The organism is Streptococcus sp. 3.1 (genome assembly GCF_016648915.1).
Lineage (GTDB): Bacteria > Bacillota > Bacilli > Lactobacillales > Streptococcaceae > Streptococcus > Streptococcus salivarius_E.
In genome coordinates, this window is the sequence record NZ_JACLQV010000002.1 from 1 (window position 1) to 16,965 (window position 16,965).

Sequence of the window (16,965 nt, forward strand, 5' to 3'; positions counted from 1 at the left end):
GAAACAGCTGGAGTAAATCAAGGAACTCCTACAGAACAACCAGCTGCTTCAGCGGAACAAACACCAGCTACCACAGTGGTTGATGCTACGGCAATGGCTAATGGTGATTTCTCTAGTGTTGCTGGTACCTATCAAAATGACTTAGGGGACACAATTACAGTATCCCCATCCGGTAGTGTAACCCGTGTTGGTGCTGAAAGTGGTTATAGTGATACAAGTAGTCAGCTCTTTAATGGTTTTGCTCAAGATGGCGGTTATGTAGCAGGATTTGCTCATAATGATGGACCAACTAGTGACCCAATTTTCTTTGATAGTAATGGACAGATTCGTTTCGGTTCTGATGCGATATATGGTCGAATGCATGTTTACAATAAATTAGATTAATGGTATTGTCCCTCGGTACTTAAGAAAAGGAAATTACAAGTAGTAGAAGGAGTACGCTTTAAAAATGTCTCAAAAAGAACATGGAGAAGTGAGAAGTACTAGTGGTACCTTAAAGGGGACCTATCACTATTTGGATTCTCCCAGTCCTCATTTGTTTCCGTTTGTCTTTATTAGTAACGTAACAGATAGCCTTCAGATGTTTCGCGTGTGTAAGAATGGAAAGCCAATTGCCTTTCCATTACTTCTACCAAATCAGTATAAAATTGTTTACATTAAGGACTTTCAAAATGTTAGCTCCTGCGATGAGATTACAGTGACTGAACATTTAGAAGAATACATCTATGATGAATCATAGTTAGACCAGATTGATACCTATAGTCAAATCAACCCAGAATGAATTAATTAATCTATTCAGATTTGCTTAATGTGTCAAGGAATTAGATGTAGCAAAAGCCCTCAGGTAGTTCTTGGGGGTTTTCTTAATTATAGTTATTTGAAAGAATTAGATATCAATTTTCTACAAAATAAAGTTTAGTAATAATATTGAAATAATTGTAAAAAATATTTCAAAGGGGTATAATAGAAATGTGAAAACGGTTCCAAGTTTTATCAAACAGCCTAGAAAGTGAGAGTGATCAAAATGAGAAAGGCATATGTTGTTAAGGAACGTCAACGTTACTCAATTCGTAAATATTCTTTTGGAGCTGCATCAGTCTTGATTGGTGCGAGCTTGATGCTTGGTGGACATGCTTTGGCTCAGGAACAAGCCAATGGCGCAAGTTCCAGCAAGGATTATGAAGTTTTTGTAAATAATTCTGAACCACTTCAAATCGACCAGGCGACTTCAGAAGCTGTTACCGATGTCCTCAATCAACCAGCTTCAAGATCTGAAGCGCCAAGACCTAAGCTTGCCAGCAGTGAAGTTGCTTCTTCTGAAGCTAGTAGTGTAGTAGCTAGCGAGGCTGCTTCTTTGGAAGTACCGGCAGAGGTTGCTCATTCTGCATCTGCTGTTGCTACTGTTTCTAGATCAGAAGTGGCTAGTCCACGTTCTGAAGTGTCATCAGTAGCTAGCTCTGAAGCAGCAAGTGAGACTAACCGTTCCGCAACTTCAGAAGTAGCAGAAGTTAGAGGTACTGACCGTGAAGCTGTCGAAACACGTCAACCTGGTGTAGATGGTCCAGTGACTGCTGATGGTTCTCTTGATATCCCATCAAACGGTACTTTTTATTTCCGTCGCACAACTGAAATTCGTACAGCGCCTATCATGGATATCAAACCTGCCTTTGTCTTTAGTGCAGGTGACCATGTTATCTATGATAAGGTCTTGAAGAGAGACAATCATCAATGGATTTCTTACATTGGCTACGACTATGAACGCTACTACGCTGATATCGCAGCATTGAAGGCTGAAAACACTAATAGCACCACTGAAGCAACTAGAGATGAAGTCATCCCTGAACGTGGTACTTATTACTTTACTAAACCTGCAGATGTGAAGAACCAACCTAGCTTGACTGCCAAGACTGAGTTCAATTTTGATCCAGGCATGTCAGTCAACTACGATAGATCTTTGCTTGCTGACAACCACCGTTGGATTTCCTATGTGTCATACAATGGTACTCGTCGTTACGTCGATCTAGGTGCTGCAGCAGAGGCTGTAGCTAAACCAAGAGGCGATATTGCTATTGAAAGCCATGATAATGGTGACTTTAGTGTGGTTATCAGTAATGTTTCAGATCAAAACGGTGTCCTTGGGGTATCTGTTCCAATCTGGTCTGAAAAGAATGGTCAAGATGACATCATCTGGTACAATGCGACTCGTCTTAACAATGGTAACTACAAGGTTAACGTCAGTCTAACTGACCACAAGAATGAACGTGGCCTCTACAATGTTCATCTTTACTATGTTGAAACTAATGGTAAATTAGTTGGTGTGGGTGGCATAACTTACACAGTTCCTGCCAAAGTTGAAGAAACTCATACAACTACTAGCTATAGCCTTCCTGATGCAGGAACTTACACCTTCAAAGAACGTTCTAGCATCAAGGCAGAACCTCGTGTGGCAAGTCCAGAGTTGGCCTACTACGATGCTGGCATGTCAGTCAACTACGACAAGATTGTCAGTGGTGATGGTTACCAATGGCTTTCTTACCTCAGCTACAATGGCAACCGCCGTTATGTAGCCGTGTCTAAACTTGCTCAACAAGAAAGCAAACCAAGCGGTACTATCAATATTGAAAATCTCTCTAACCTTGGTTTTGACGTTCATATCACTAATGTTTCTGGTGGTGATAAAGCTATCCAAGGCGTAAGTGTTCCAGTTTGGACAGCTCAAAACGGTCAAGACGATCTTGTATGGCACCAAGCTAGCAGACAAAATGATGGTAGCTACAAGGTTCGTATCAATGTTAGTGACCATAAGGCTGAAGCAGGTGAATACATTGTCCATCTCTACTATGTCCAAGATGGTAAAATGGTAGGTATCGGAGGCACTAGCACAACTGTTCCAGTTCAAAATGCAACCCGCCACAACCTTCCAGCTTCAGGTTCATACACCTTTACTGCTCGTTCTGGCATTAAGACTCAACCTTTGGTAGCCAACCCAGATGTTAGCTACTACGATGCTGGTATGTCAGTCAACTATGACAAGGTTGTCAATAATGATGGCTATACATGGCTTTCTTATCTCAGCTATTCAGGACATCGTTTCTATGTTGCTATCGCACCAACAAGTGTAACTAAACCTGTAGAACAACCAGTCCAACCAAGTACACCTTCATCTGGTACCTATACTTTCAAGGAACGCTCTAGCATTAAAGCAGAACCAAGTGTGGCAAGTCCAGAGTTGGCCTACTATGATGCTGGTATGTCCGTTAACTATGACAGATTGGTGACTGCAGATGGTCATACCTGGCTCTCTTATGTTAGCCATGGAGGCAACCGCCGTTACATTGCTATTGATGCTAAGGCAACAGCAGTTGCTCAACCAGCAAGTCCAAGCCTAGCGGCAACTGGCACCTATACCTTTACCAAACCTAGCTCTATCAAGGATCAACCAAGCGTTGCAAGCCCAGAGTTAGCCTACTATGATAAAGGCATGTCCGTTCGCTATGACAAGGTCCTTACAGCTGATGGCCACACCTGGTTGTCTTATGTAACCTATAGCGGTGCAAGACGCTATGTGGATATTTCTTAAGATTCGTAACATCACTCTCTTTTGAGGGTGGTGTTTTTTAGTTTCAAGAGTTGAATAAATATATTGTTCAATATGTTTTGAAAATATTTGCCGTAAATTAGAGAAAGTTGTAGAATCAAAATGAAAGTATAGGATTCGTTCTATAAGTAGCTAATTCATCAAGTTATTGAAAGGAAATGTTATAAAACGGAGGTATTGAGCATGTTAGATATTTTTGTTTTAGAAGAAGATTATTTTCAACAAGCTCGTCTTGAGGATGCCATCCACAAGTCTAAACAAATATATATTTTAAGAATTGGGAAGGTCAATTTATACGATAAACCCAATCAATTATTAGAGCGTATTACGGAAAGGGGCTCGCATTTACTGTTTTTTCTAGATATTGGATCTGATAGTGATATCGAAGGGGGAGTATTGGTTGCTCAACAGATTCGTGAGCGAGATCCTTATGCTAGTATTGTTTTCATCACAGCACATCCCGAACTCCTACCTTCAACCTTTCAGTATCGCTTAGCTGCACTTGATTTTATTGACAAGAATTTGCCTGATATTGAATATGAAGATAGGATTATTTCTGATATTGGATTAGTACTTTCTAAAAATGGTTTGAGCCAAATAGAGTGTGCTTTTACGGTAGATACAAAGAATGCAACTATACAAGTTCCTTTTCATAAGATTCTTTATTTTGAAACATCTCCAACAGTTCATAAGGTGATTCTTCATACAACGGAAGAGCAGATTGAGTTCTATGGTCAATTGTCAAAAATTGTGAAACAAGACTGCAGACTATATAAATGCCATAAATCATTTGTTGTAAATCCCGAAAACATTGTGAGATTGGACAAAGAGTTAGGTGTAATTTATTTTGAAAATGGAGAGTCATGCTTGGTTTCGAAAGCTAAACAAAAAGAGATTGTTGCTAAGATGCTTGTTCCAAAACCCATGGCAGTTTGATATATATATAGTATTTTTATTTTAAATGTTATTTTCTGATTATGACGAAAAAACGACCGTTTATGACTTCAATGAAAAATTTAGCTGTTTTTGTATTATAATATCCGAGTAAATTATCAGTAAAGGACATCACTCATGAAAAATACAAGTAAACTTATTGGTTTAGTATTAGCCCTTATCGTAGTTATCCTCGCTATCTTTTTGGTGTCTAAATTTAACAGCCATGAATCAGCTCGTGTTAGCACAAGTAGCAGTCCAGTCAAAACGGTTAAGAAGTCATCTTCAAGCTCAAGTAAGGCTGTTAAGAAGGATAAGAAATCAGTTCAATCATCATCTTCAGCAGTCACAAATGAAGAAAATGACAATCAGGCCTCAGCAGTAGCACCTAAAGTTTCCTCTCAAGAACAAGCTCAAGCAGGCACTACAGATGGTGGACAAGTGGCTGAATCTGCAGCTGGAACAGATAAGGCTAAATCTGAGAAGAACACAAATAATAGTCAATCATCGCTTGACTTTGGTGCCCTTGACAATGGTGATATTAGCTCTCTTGTGGGAACTTGGACTAATGCGAATGGTGAATCAGTTACAATTAATGCTGATGGTACAATTATTAAAAACTCAACAGGTTATACTGCTCAATTGAAGCCTCAAAGAGTTTCAGATAATATTTTCTATGCAGGAGTTTTCTCAGATACAAGCTCAGCTGCATTGAGAGCGATTTCTGGAGGTAGTAACGGCTCTGATTACCTTGTTATTGGTCAGGACCAAACTGCTGAAGGTGTCCCTTATTATCGTAACTAGTACGAAAAAGATTGCTATTTATGAACTGCACCCCAAAAGTTAGACAGATAAAATCTAACTTTGTGGGGTGTTTTTTTGGTTGATTGGAGCAAAAAAATGTTACAAACTATTGTTTTTTTGTAATAAAAATGTAAAATAAGTAAAGAGAACAATAAATCTCATTTTGAATAAATAAGAGAGGTTCATTTATTAAAGAAATGCTCTAACTTAGAATTTCTCTTAAGATTATGCTAAAGGAAGTTATGCCATGCTTAACATCTATGTTTTAGAAGATCATTTTATCCAACAAAATCGTATTGAAGAGGTTATTCATACGATTCTTAAGAAAAATAATATTAAAGTGGGGGACTTTGAGGTTTTTGACAAACCCAATCAACTGTTAGAGTCTATTACCGAGCGAGGGTCTCATCAGCTCTTTTTCTTGGACATTCAAATTAAAGACGATACTAAAAAAGGTTTGGAAGTGGCTAAGCAGATTCGCAAGAATGATCCCTATGCCAGTATTGTTTTCTTCACGACTCATTCAGAGTATCTTCCCTTAACTTTTCAATACCAACTGGTAGCTCTAGACTTTATTGATAAGTCTTTGGAGGGTGAGGACTTTCAAAAGCGTGTGGAAAGTATTATCTTATTAACCTGCAAAAAGATACAGAGTCAGAATCCAGAAGACGCTTTTCGGATTGAGAATGCTAAGACCGTTATTCAGGTTCCCTTTCATGATATCTTGTACTTTGAGACCTCGGATATCGTTCATAAGGTTATCCTTTATACTAAAGAGGAGCAGATTGAGTTTTATGGCAGTCTCTCACAAATTGAAAAGAGTGACCCTAGACTGTTTAAATGCCACAAATCTTTCCTTATCAACCCAGAAAATGTCATCAAATTAGATAAAAGTACGGGGACAGTCTATTTTGAAAATGGTGGCGTTTGCTATGTTTCAAAGTTGAAACTAAAGAAATTGCTTGAGAGAATCAGCCTATGACAGCAATCAATTTTTTGTTGGATAATCTAGACTTTTTAGCGGAGATTATCCTCTTTATTGTCATTTATCAATACATTACCTCCGAGAAGATAAAGCTAAGATGGTATATCATCATCCCCTTGATTATCCGATTTTTGTTTGTGCTTTCTCCAGCCCTATCCTATGTTTTAGGGCATGCCTTCTTGGTTGTTTATTCCCTCTACAGAAATCGTTATGGCAATAGGTTATTAGATATTTTCTATGGCTTGTTTCCAATCGTCATAGAGAGTCTTGTTCACAATCTTATTATTTATGGGATTGCCTTAGTCATCAATCGACATTATTTGATTGTACTTAACCATTTTCATTTAAACCTTGTCATTGAGTTGCTAGTCTTTCCTGTGTTTTGGTTAATCATTAAGACCTTAAAAGTAGATTTCAAAGCACTGAACTATGGTTTTAGAAAGTCATTTTCAAAGTACTTTTTATTGCTTATAGATATATCAATGTTATCTTATGCTCCCCTTCTCCAATATATCACCTTTTTTGTGCAACAGAGCCCTGGAGGAAGAGATTGGCATGTTTATCTCGTGGTGACCTATGCTTTACTCTTTCTTGCGACACTTGTTTACATTAATGCGACTTTCAGTGAAAGACTAAAAGAAGAAGTCCTACTCCAAAAAGATAGGCAAATTAGTGATTTGGCTCATTATAGTCAACAAATCGAGCAACTCTATACGGATATTCGTCGCTTCAGGCATGATTACCTAAATGTTTTGTCTAGTATCAAATATGGCATTGACTCCAAGGATATAGCTATGATTTCCGATATCTACGATAATATCCTTGAAAAAACAAAGACTCGGATTGAGGGAAAACAGTACGAAATTGCCAACTTGATTAATATTAAAGATGAAGCTGTTAAAGGTGTCCTGACTAGTAAAATCTTGGAAGCACAGGGACAGTCTATTACCGTTCACCTTGAGGTCAGCGACGTCTTTGAAGTATCGAGGATGGAATTGTTGGATTTCATAACGGTGCTGTCCATCTTCTTGGATAATGCTATTGAGGCTAGTTTGGATAGCAGTACTAAAGAAGTAAACATTGCTCTTATCAGTGGAGAGACAAAGGTAGTAATAGTGGAAAATACCATTGCTCCAGAATCTATCAATACAGTCGGTATCTTTAAACTTGGTCGCTCAAGTAAAGGAGAGGGACGTGGTATAGGTCTGTCCACTGTTCGAGAGATTTTAGGGAAGTATCCTAATTGTTCTTTGTCAACACAATCTAAAGACTATCGTTTTAAACAGACACTAAAAATAGAAGATGTGGTTTGATTATGACGAAAAAACCACCGTTTATGACTTCAATGAAAAATTTAGCTGTCTATATATTATAATAACCTAGTAAATTATCAGAAAAGGAACATCACTCATGAAAAATACAAGCAAACTTATTGGTATCGTGGCAGCTCTTATCGTAGTTATTCTTGCCATCTTCCTGGTGACTAAGTTTAACAGCCATGAATCAGCTCGTGTTAGCACAAGTAGCAGTCCAGTCAAAACGGTTAAGAAGTCATCTTCAAGCTCAAGTAAATCTACTAAGAACGATAAGAAAAATTCAAACCCGCATGTAAAAAATGAAGACACAAAAGATGAAACAGTTGAGGTTAGTGAGTCTTCTGTTGCCAAAGATTCTGCAACTAAAGACACTGATGAAACGGTCTTATCTTCAGGAGAAGTTTCTGAGCCTACAAAAGAAAAAACAGGAGAAGAAACACAATCATCATCATCGTTTAATGGGAAGCAACTAAGTTCAGGTGATTATAGTTCAATCGCTGGTACTTGGACAAACTCTCGAGGAGAATTTGTTACAATTTCACCAGATGGCACAGTACAAAATGGGAGTGGTTATACTTATCATCTCTATTCTGGACATTTAAATAATGGAAATTTTTCAGGAACAATTGCTTCTGATATTGATAGCGCAGCTTTTTGGGCTATTCCTGGAACTGGTAATGGCGATTCAGACCATCTTGTTATTGGTCAAAGTGATGATGCAGAAAATTATCCATTTTATCGCAATTAACATGAAAAAAGATTGCTATTTTAATAGTGATCTTTTATATTTCTCTTAACTTTTTTCTAACAAAATTACGAATAAATTAGTATGGCTTGCTTCGACTTTCGATTATGACAAAAATTGGACAGTTTATGATTTAGGTGTGAACAAGTCAAATAAATTTGGTATACTAATGGACAAGTGAGAAATATTCAGTAATATTCTGTAAAATACTTGTAATGTTTGTCACCGAGTGTTACAATCAAACAGTAACATCAATTCGATAGAGAGAATAATTGATATGAAACGAGAAAAATTTTTACACGAACAACAACGTTTTTCCATTCGTAAATATTCATTTGGGGCAGCATCAGTCCTTTTAGGAGCAAGTTTGGTCTTTGCAGGTCAAGCTTTGGCTGATGAGCATCATGAAGTTTCAACACCTTCAGATGCCACTTTGCGTGCTACCTCAGATAGTGATGCTGTGACAGCAGCTGATATTTTCAATGGTGTAGCGACCGATGGGGTAGCATCAAGCGAGAAAGCTAGCCAAGTCTCAACAACTAGCCAAACCGCTAGTGAAACTGCTACTAGCGAGGCTAGAAGTGAAGTGAGTGCTAGTACCTCACAAGCAGCTGATAAAATTTCTGAATCAACAGCTGCCAGCTCAGAAGTGACAAGGAACACAAATGCTTCATCTGAAACAGCCACTAACCTTGAGGTATCTGCCTTAACGAGAGCAGCTGTCAATACTAGTTTGGTGAGCCAACCAGCTACAACTACAGACAGCGACCTTCCAAGTCAAGGGACTCATGTCTACAAGGAACGTACAGAGATTAAGAATCAACCCAAGGTGTCTGCCAAGGCTGAATTTTATGTAAATCCAGGAGACAGCGTCCTTTACGATCAAGTCGTGACGGCTGACGGCTACCAATGGATTAGCTACAAATCATACTCTGGCGTGCGTCGTTATGCGCCAGTGAAACCAGTGGCAGCTGGTAGTGGTAACGGTAATAGTGGTAATGGGGATGGTAAGCCTTCTAATGGCACTCAAGCCACAACAGGTGCTTTGAACATCCCAGCGACAGGAACTTTCTACTTTACACGTGACACAGATATTAAGAAAGAACCAAAAGCAGACCTCAAACCTACTTTTGTTTTCAGTAAGGGTGACCATGTTATCTATGACAAAGTTTTGACTGCGGATAATCACCAATGGATTTCTTACCTTGGGTATGACTATGTTCGCTATTATGCCGATATTGCGACTTTGACACCTGCTAAAGCTGAAACACCAACTGTTAAACCAACAGAGACTAATCAAGCAAAACCAGAAACTACTGGTGCTGAAAAACTTCCAGCAAGTGGTACTTATAATGTGACACGTAGCTTGAATGTTAAAAACGAACCTAAGGCCTCTGCAGAAACGCTTTATACCTTGGAAAAAGGCTACAAAGTGAACTATGACAAGGTCTTGACTGCGGATAACCACCAATGGATTTCTTACATTAGCTACAGTGGTACACGTCGTTATGTGGATATTGCGACCTTGAAAACTACTGAGTCTAAACCACAAGAAAACCGTGTTTCTGGTAACCTTACCATCAACAACCAAACCTCTAATGGCTTTGATGTTGTCGTTACCAATGTTTCAGGTGGTGGCAAGGCAGTCCAAGAAGTTCGTGTTCCAATTTGGTCAAATAAAGATGGTCAAGACGACCTCACTTGGTATCATGCTGACAAACAATCGGACGGTAGCTACAAGGTTCATGTAGATACAGCCAGCCATAAGGGCGATGCTGGTACCTATTCTGTGCATCTTTACTATATGTTGAATGGTAAGAGAACCTATATCACAGAAACCAAAGCCACAGTCCCTGAATCTCAAGTAACAGGGAAATTGACTATCGACAACCAAACGTCTAATGGCTTTGATGTTGTCGTAACTAATGTTTCAGGTGGTGGCAAAGAAGTTAACGAAGTCCGTGTTCCAATCTGGTCAGATAAGAATGGTCAAGATGATCTTACTTGGTATCATGCCGATAAACAATCAGATGGAAGCTACAAGGTTCATGTAGATAAAGCCAGCCATAAGGGTGATGCTGGTACCTATTCTGTGCATCTTTACTATATGTTAGATGGTAAACGAACTTATATTACCGAAACTACAGCCACAGTTCCTGAATCTCAAGTGACAGGGAAATTGACCATCAGCAACCAAACGTCTAATGGCTTTGATGTTGTCGTAACTAATGTTTCAGGCGGTGGCAAAGAAGTTAAAGAAGTGCGTGTTCCAATTTGGTCAGATAAGAATGGTCAAGATGACCTTACTTGGTATCATGCCGACAAACAATCAGACGGTAGCTACAAGGTTCATGTAGACACAGCTAGCCATAAGGGTGATGCGGGTACTTATTCTGTGCATCTTTACTACATGTTGGATGGTAAACGAACTTATATTACCGAAACTACAGCCACAGTTCCTGAATCTCAAGTAACAGGAAAATTGACGATTACCAACCAAACGTCTAACGGCTTTGATGTTGTCGTTACCAATGTTTCAGGTGGTGGCAAAGAAGTTAAAGAAGTCCGTGTTCCAATCTGGTCAGATAAGAATGGCCAAGATGACCTCACTTGGTATCATGCCGACAAACAATCAGACGGTAGCTATAAGGTTCATGTAGATAAAGCCAGCCATAAGGGTGATGCGGGTACTTATTCTGTGCATCTTTACTATATGTTGGATGGTAAGAGAACCTATATCACAGAAACTACAGCTACAGTCCCTCAAATCACTGAAACTCAAGTGACAGGGAAATTGACCAATAACGGTTCTTACTATAGTGTTCGTGGTAAATATGATGATATTATCATTGTCAATAAGAAGCATGGTCTTTCTAAGGACTATAATCCAGGTGAAAATCCTACAGCTAAGGCAGCCTTTGTTCGCCTTCGTGATGATATGATTAACCAAGGTTTGAATGTCGGACGTTCATACAGTGGTTTCCGTTCTTATGACTATCAAAAGACTCTTTACGACAATTATGTTAGCCGTGATGGTCAGGCAGCTGCAGATCGTTACTCAGCTCGTCCTGGATATAGCGAACACCAAACTGGTTTGGTCTTTGATTTGACTGATAAATCAGGTAACTTGCTTGAGGATGCACGAGCTAGTCAATGGCTTAAAGACAATGCACATAACTATGGCTTTATCGTGCGTTTCCAAGCAGGTAAAGAAGCTTCAACCGGCTACATGCCAGAAGCATGGCATATCCGCTATGTGGGTAAAGAAGCTAAAGACATCCACGATTCAGGATTGAGCTTGGAAGAGTACTTTGGTATCGAAGGTGGCGATTATGCTACTAGCAGCAAACCTGCTGAAAGCAAACCAGCCACTACAGGTGCCATCAACCTTCCAGCGACAGGAACTTATACCTTCACAGGTCGTGCGTCAATCAAGGCAGAAGCTAAGGTTTCAAGCCCAGAGTTGGCCTACTATGACAAGGGCATGAGTGTTAACTATGACAAAGTTTTGACAGCCGATGGTCATCAATGGCTTTCATACATGACATCAAGCGGTGCCCGTCGTTACGTTGATATTGCAACAGTTAAAGCTACAGAAACTAAACCAGAAGTTAAACCGGTTGCTAAACCAGCGGACCAACCAAGTCTTCCAGAATCAGGCACTTATACCTTCACAGGTCGTGCGTCAATTAAGGCAGAAGCTAAGGTTTCAAGCCCAGAGTTGGCCTACTATGATAAGGGTATGAGCGTTAACTACGACAAGTTTTTGACAGCTGATGGTCGTCAATGGCTTTCATACATGACAGTAAGTGGTGCTCGTCGTTATGTTGATATTGCAGCAGCCAAGGCAGAAGCTAAACCAGAAACAAAACCCGTTGCTAAGCCAGCCGATAAACCAAGTCTCCCAGAGTCAGGTCGTTATACCTTCACAGGTCGTGCGTCAATCAAGGCAGAAGCTAAGGTTTCAAGCCCAGAGTTGGCCTACTATGACAAGGGCATGAGTGTTAACTACGATAAGGTTTTGACAGCGGACGGTCACACATGGCTTTCATACATGACAGTGAGCGGTGCTCGTCGTTACGTTGATATTGCTTAGTGTAATAATGATTAGGTTGGACATTATGTCCAGCCTTTTTTGATAGCCTTTCTTTATCATGAGATTGAATTTTTCAATTTTTGTGACGTCTTTTGGAGTGCTATAATGGTTAATATAGAATCGAGGTTATTATGAAAATTGCGTTGGTACAGATGGATGTCGTTCACGGGCAGCCTGTGGAAAATAAAAAACACGTCATAGAGATGTTGGAGAGGGCGCTTGATGACAATCATGATGTTATTGTGCTTCCTGAAATGTGGAATACAGGCTATGCTTTAAATGAACTTGATGGGCTTGCGGATAAGGATGGATTGGACTCTCAAGAACTCTTGTCTCATTTTGCTAGGAAACATGCTGTAGCTATTATTGGAGGGTCCGTTGCTATTGAGAAAGATGGCAAATTTTACAACACGACCTATGTCTACAATAAGTCTGGGGACTTAATCAATACCTATAGCAAGGTCCATCTCTTTGGCCTTATGGCAGAGGATCAGTACATGTCTGCTGGGTCGAATGAGTCTGTTTTTGAGCTTGATGGTGTGATAGCTGCCAGTGTCATTTGTTATGATATCCGTTTTCCTGAATGGGTGCGAACACAGATGGCACAAGGGGCAAAGGTACTTTTTGTGGTAGCGCAGTGGCCGGAACCTCGAGTGCAGCAATGGGAGATTTTGTTAAAGGCGCGTGCGGTTGAAAATCAAGCTTTTGTAGTTGCTGTCAATCGTGTTGGAGCAGGACCCAACGATATCTTTTCAGGACATTCTATGGTTATAGATCCACTTGGAAATGTGGTCTTACAAACCAAGGAGCATGAAGAGGGCATTTTTACGGCTGATATTAATCTTGAAGAGGTAGATAAGGTTCGAGGTCAGATTCCTGTTTTTGAGGATCGTCGCACGGACTTGTATCATTAAGGAGCGTTTATGTTATTTGAAGAATCTGACTTATTGAAGGCATTGCCAGAACAGTTTTTTGCAGGTTTGGTTGCTAAGGTTAATGCCAAGGTGGCGGAAGGAGCAGATGTTATCAATCTTGGTCAGGGTAATCCAGACCAACCAACCTATGACCATATTGTTGAGGCGCTTTGTACCTCAGCGAAAAATCCTGCTAGCCATAAGTATTCACAGTTTCGAGGCAATCGTCCTTTTAAAGAAGCTGCTGCTAGTTTTTACAAGAAACATTATGGGGTAGATTTGGATGCGGAGCGTGAGATTTGTGTCATGGGAGGTGCTAAAATTGGGCTTGTGGAATTACCCCTAGCTTTGATGAATCCAGGTGACCTCCTGCTCCTACCTGACCCAGGATATCCTGATTATTTATCAGGAGTGAGTTAGGACGTGTAGCCTATGAGACCTTTCCTTTGACGGCTGAAAATGATTTCTTGCCAGATTTGGATGCCATTCCTGAAGAGACAGCTCGGCGTGCTAAGTTTATCTATATCAATTATCCAAATAATCCTACGGGTGCTGTGGCGACTAAGGCCTTTTATGAAAAGTTGGTTGTCTGGGCTAAGACTTACGAAGTTGGCGTGGTGAGTGATTTAGCTTACGGAGCTTTGGGCTATCGAGGCTATGAGAATCCTAGCTTCTTATCAACACCTGGTGCTAAAGATGTGGGCATTGAGTTCTATACTTTCTCGAAAACCTTCAATATGGCTGGTTGGCGTTTGGCCTTTGCTGCTGGGAATGACCAGATGATTGAAGCCTTAAATCTGATTCAAGACCATCTTTTTGTGGGAATCTTTCCTGCCTTGCAGGAGGCTGGGATTGCAGCCCTCTTAGATCCTAAATCTGAGGAGGCTGTTGCTCAACTGAATGCGACTTATGATAGCCGTCGAGATGCTTTTGTCCAGGCAGCTGCTAAGATTGGCTGGAAGGCCTTTCCATCCAAAGGTTCTTTCTATGCTTGGATGCCTATACCAGAGGGTTACACTAGTGAGAGTTTTGCGGATCTTTTGCTTGAGAAGGCCCATGTTGCTGTGGCACCAGGTAAAGGATTTGGTCCTGCAGGAGATGCTTATGTTCGTATTGGGCTTTTGGTAGAGCCAGAACGTCTGGTCGAAGCAGTCGATCGTATTGCCAACTTGCAATTATTTAATAACTAGATAACAATCATGAAACAAGTAGTTGGAAAAGACTGCTTGTTTTTTTCATGTTAATTTCAATTCTTCCTTGACAAATGAATAAAAATACAATAAACTAGTTACATATTTATTCAAAAGGAGTGCATAAATGGAAGTTTCAATCGTTGGTATCACTGGTTATAGTGGTTTAGAGTTAGTTAAAATTTTGAATAATCATAAAAAAGTGGAACTTGTTTCTATTCACGCAACCAAGGAAGTGGGCCGACGATTGTCTGATGTGTATCCCTATCTGACAGGTGTTTGTGACTTAGAAATTGAAGCTTACGATGCGGAAAAGATTATGCAAAAGGCGGATTTGGTTTTCTTTGCCACACCTTCAGGAGTCGCTAGCTCGCTAGCAGAGGAATTTGTTCTAGCTGATTTTCCTATTATTGATTTGTCTGGCGATCATCGCTTGCCAGCAGATGTTTATCAAGAATGGTATAAAAAATCACCTGCTAAGCAGAGTGTTTTGAATAAATTTACATATGTATTATCAGAATATGCAGATGTGAAGGATAAGAAATTTATTGCCAATCCTGGATGCTATGCAACAGCGACAGAGTTGGCCTTGCTTCCTTTGGTTGCTACTGGTCTGATTGAGACGGATAGTGTCATTGTGGATGCCAAGTCTGGTTTAACTGGTGCGGGTAAGGCTTTGAGTGAGTCTAGTCATTTTGTCAATGTTCATGATAATTACGTGACTTATAAACTCAATCATCATCAGCATATTCCTGAGATTGTTCAAACCTTGCAGTTCTTTAATCCGGAAATGCCTGAGATTCAGTTTTCAACGTCGCTTTTACCCGTTAATCGTGGAATCATGGCTACGGTTTATTGTAAGTTGAAGAAGGACGTGACTGTAGCTGATGTAGCTTCAGCATTCACAAAGGCTTATAGTGATAAACCCTTTGTACGTGTGCAAGACAGTTTGCCAGAACTACACAACGTTATTGGATCGAATTTTACAGATATTGGCTTTGCCTATAATGAGAAAACCAATGTTCTGACAGTTATTTCAGTGATTGATAATTTGATTAAGGGTGCTGCTGGTCAAGCGGTTCAAAATCTTAACCTCATGCAGGGGTGGGATGAGACGGAAGGTTTGCTTCTGACACCGTCATACTTGTAGATGTAAGCATAGAGTTAGGAGAAAAAAAATGAAAGTCATAGATGGAACAATTGCTAGTCCGCTGGGATTCTCAGCAGATGGGCTACATGCAGGATTTAAAAAGAGAAAAATGGATTTTGGTTGGATTGTCTCTGAAAAACCAGCCAGTGTGGCAGGGGTTTACACGACTAATAAGGTTATCGCAGCTCCTTTGATTGTGACCAAGACCTCAGTTAAAAAGGCTGGGAAAATGAAGGCCATCGTTGTTAACTCAGGTGTAGCCAATTCTTGTACAGGGACTCAAGGATTGGAGGATGCTTACACCATGCAGGAGTGGACCGCTGAAAAGCTAGGTGTTGAACCAGATTTGGTTGGTGTGGCTTCTACAGGGGTTATCGGTGAGTTGCTACCAATGGATACACTGAAAAATGGTCTTTCCAAGTTGGTGGTCAATGGGAATGCTGATGATTTTGCCAAGGCGATTTTGACGACGGATACAGCAACTAAGACTATTGCTGTGACGGAGACTTTTGGTCGTGATGTTGTCACTATGGCTGGTGTCGCTAAGGGTTCAGGCATGATTCACCCGAATATGGCAACCATGCTTGGGTTTATTACTTGTGATGCCAATATTTCTAGTGACACCCTTCAATTGGCCTTGAGTCAAAATGTGGAAAAAACCTTTAATCAGATTACAGTTGATGGGGATACATCAACTAATGATATGGTTCTTGTCATGTCAAATGGTTGCACGCTCAATGAAGAGATTCTGCCAGGTACACCAGAGTTCGAAAAATTTTCGAAAATGCTTAATTTCGTGATGCAAGAACTGGCTAAGAAAATTGCCAAGGACGGTGAAGGTGCCAATAAGCTCATCCAAGTTGATGTGGTTAATGCCCCTAATGCCCTTGATGCTCGTATGATGGCAAAATCTGTTGTCGGTTCAAGCCTGGTCAAAACAGCCATTTTTGGTGAAGATCCTAACTGGGGGCGTATTCTAGCTGCTGTTGGCTATGCCGGTGTGGACGTTCCTGTGGACAATGTTGATATTATGCTTGGCGGTCTGCCAGTCATGCTTGCCTCTAGTCCTGTGACCTTTGATGATGAGGAAATGAAAGACATCATGCATGAGGATGAAGTGACCATTACGGTAGATCTTCATGCTGGACATGAAAAGGGAACCGCATGGGGGTGTGATCTTTCTTACGATTACGTTAAGATTAATGCCCTCTATCACACTTAGACTATCTAAGGA

12 protein-coding genes and 1 pseudogene are annotated in these 16,965 nt (G+C 40.3%); all 13 read left to right on the forward strand.

All coding sequences use genetic code 11. The features are described 5' to 3' along the window. Nucleotides 1-384: DUF6287 domain-containing protein (locus H7U02_RS01290; RefSeq protein WP_221339829.1), on the forward strand; the 384-nt coding region annotated here is incomplete at its 5' end. A gap of 64 nt (nt 385-448) precedes the next feature. Beyond that, complete coding sequence (locus H7U02_RS01295) at nt 449-739, forward strand: hypothetical protein (protein WP_002885564.1); 291 nt, start codon at nt 449-451, stop codon at nt 737-739. A gap of 285 nt (nt 740-1,024) precedes the next feature. Further along, on the forward strand, nt 1,025-3,580 hold the full coding sequence (locus H7U02_RS01300; protein ID WP_201042635.1) for an SH3 domain-containing protein: 2,556 nt from the start codon (nt 1,025-1,027) through the stop codon (nt 3,578-3,580). A 201-nt stretch (nt 3,581-3,781) separates the two neighbouring features. Further along, nucleotides 3,782-4,534, forward strand: coding sequence for a response regulator transcription factor (locus tag H7U02_RS01305; protein WP_037600457.1), 753 nt, complete (start codon nt 3,782-3,784; stop codon nt 4,532-4,534). A gap of 135 nt (nt 4,535-4,669) precedes the next feature. Beyond that, nucleotides 4,670-5,335 (forward strand): DUF6287 domain-containing protein, encoded by a 666-nt coding sequence (locus H7U02_RS01310; RefSeq protein WP_037600454.1) that lies wholly within the window; start codon nt 4,670-4,672, stop codon nt 5,333-5,335. Nucleotides 5,336-5,582: 247 nt separating this feature from the next. Further along, nucleotides 5,583-6,317 (forward strand): response regulator transcription factor, encoded by a 735-nt coding sequence (locus tag H7U02_RS01315; protein WP_037600451.1) that lies wholly within the window; start codon nt 5,583-5,585, stop codon nt 6,315-6,317. Then, entirely contained in the window at nt 6,314-7,633 is a 1,320-nt protein-coding gene (locus H7U02_RS01320) for a sensor histidine kinase (protein WP_037600449.1), read from the forward strand. The genes H7U02_RS01315 and H7U02_RS01320 overlap by 4 nt, the downstream gene beginning before the upstream one ends. A gap of 97 nt (nt 7,634-7,730) precedes the next feature. After that, nucleotides 7,731-8,384 carry a DUF6287 domain-containing protein gene (locus tag H7U02_RS01325; protein WP_037600446.1) on the forward strand — a complete coding sequence of 218 codons (654 nt, stop codon included), beginning with the start codon at nt 7,731-7,733 and terminating at the stop codon, nt 8,382-8,384. A 274-nt stretch (nt 8,385-8,658) separates the two neighbouring features. Next, nucleotides 8,659-12,477 carry an LD-carboxypeptidase LdcB/DacB gene (gene ldcB / locus H7U02_RS01330; RefSeq protein WP_201042636.1) on the forward strand — a complete coding sequence of 1,273 codons (3,819 nt, stop codon included), beginning with the start codon at nt 8,659-8,661 and terminating at the stop codon, nt 12,475-12,477. A gap of 131 nt (nt 12,478-12,608) precedes the next feature. Next, nucleotides 12,609-13,391, forward strand: a complete 783-nt coding sequence (locus H7U02_RS01335) for a carbon-nitrogen family hydrolase (RefSeq protein ID WP_110981043.1) — start codon at nt 12,609-12,611, stop codon at nt 13,389-13,391. A 9-nt stretch (nt 13,392-13,400) separates the two neighbouring features. Next, nucleotides 13,401-14,581: pseudogene (locus tag H7U02_RS01340) on the forward strand (pyridoxal phosphate-dependent aminotransferase). Nucleotides 14,582-14,708: 127 nt separating this feature from the next. Further along, nucleotides 14,709-15,731, forward strand: coding sequence for an N-acetyl-gamma-glutamyl-phosphate reductase (gene argC, locus H7U02_RS01345; protein WP_156685158.1), 1,023 nt, complete (start codon nt 14,709-14,711; stop codon nt 15,729-15,731). A 28-nt stretch (nt 15,732-15,759) separates the two neighbouring features. Next, nucleotides 15,760-16,953: a bifunctional glutamate N-acetyltransferase/amino-acid acetyltransferase ArgJ gene (argJ, locus tag H7U02_RS01350; protein WP_155198045.1), complete on the forward strand. Its 1,194-nt coding sequence runs from the start codon at nt 15,760-15,762 to the stop codon at nt 16,951-16,953. Nucleotides 16,954-16,965 lie beyond the last annotated feature (12 nt).

Coding starts and splice junctions, on each gene's coding strand:
- H7U02_RS01295 (WP_002885564.1), top strand. CDS start 449: ATGTCTCAAAAAGAACATGGAGAAGTGAGAAGTACTAGTGGTACCTTA.
- H7U02_RS01300 (WP_201042635.1), top strand. CDS start 1,025: ATGAGAAAGGCATATGTTGTTAAGGAACGTCAACGTTACTCAATTCGT.
- H7U02_RS01305 (WP_037600457.1), top strand. CDS start 3,782: ATGTTAGATATTTTTGTTTTAGAAGAAGATTATTTTCAACAAGCTCGT.
- H7U02_RS01310 (WP_037600454.1), top strand. CDS start 4,670: ATGAAAAATACAAGTAAACTTATTGGTTTAGTATTAGCCCTTATCGTA.
- H7U02_RS01315 (WP_037600451.1), top strand. CDS start 5,583: ATGCTTAACATCTATGTTTTAGAAGATCATTTTATCCAACAAAATCGT.
- H7U02_RS01320 (WP_037600449.1), top strand. CDS start 6,314: ATGACAGCAATCAATTTTTTGTTGGATAATCTAGACTTTTTAGCGGAG.
- H7U02_RS01325 (WP_037600446.1), top strand. CDS start 7,731: ATGAAAAATACAAGCAAACTTATTGGTATCGTGGCAGCTCTTATCGTA.
- ldcB (WP_201042636.1), top strand. CDS start 8,659: ATGAAACGAGAAAAATTTTTACACGAACAACAACGTTTTTCCATTCGT.
- H7U02_RS01335 (WP_110981043.1), top strand. CDS start 12,609: ATGAAAATTGCGTTGGTACAGATGGATGTCGTTCACGGGCAGCCTGTG.
- argC (WP_156685158.1), top strand. CDS start 14,709: ATGGAAGTTTCAATCGTTGGTATCACTGGTTATAGTGGTTTAGAGTTA.
- argJ (WP_155198045.1), top strand. CDS start 15,760: ATGAAAGTCATAGATGGAACAATTGCTAGTCCGCTGGGATTCTCAGCA.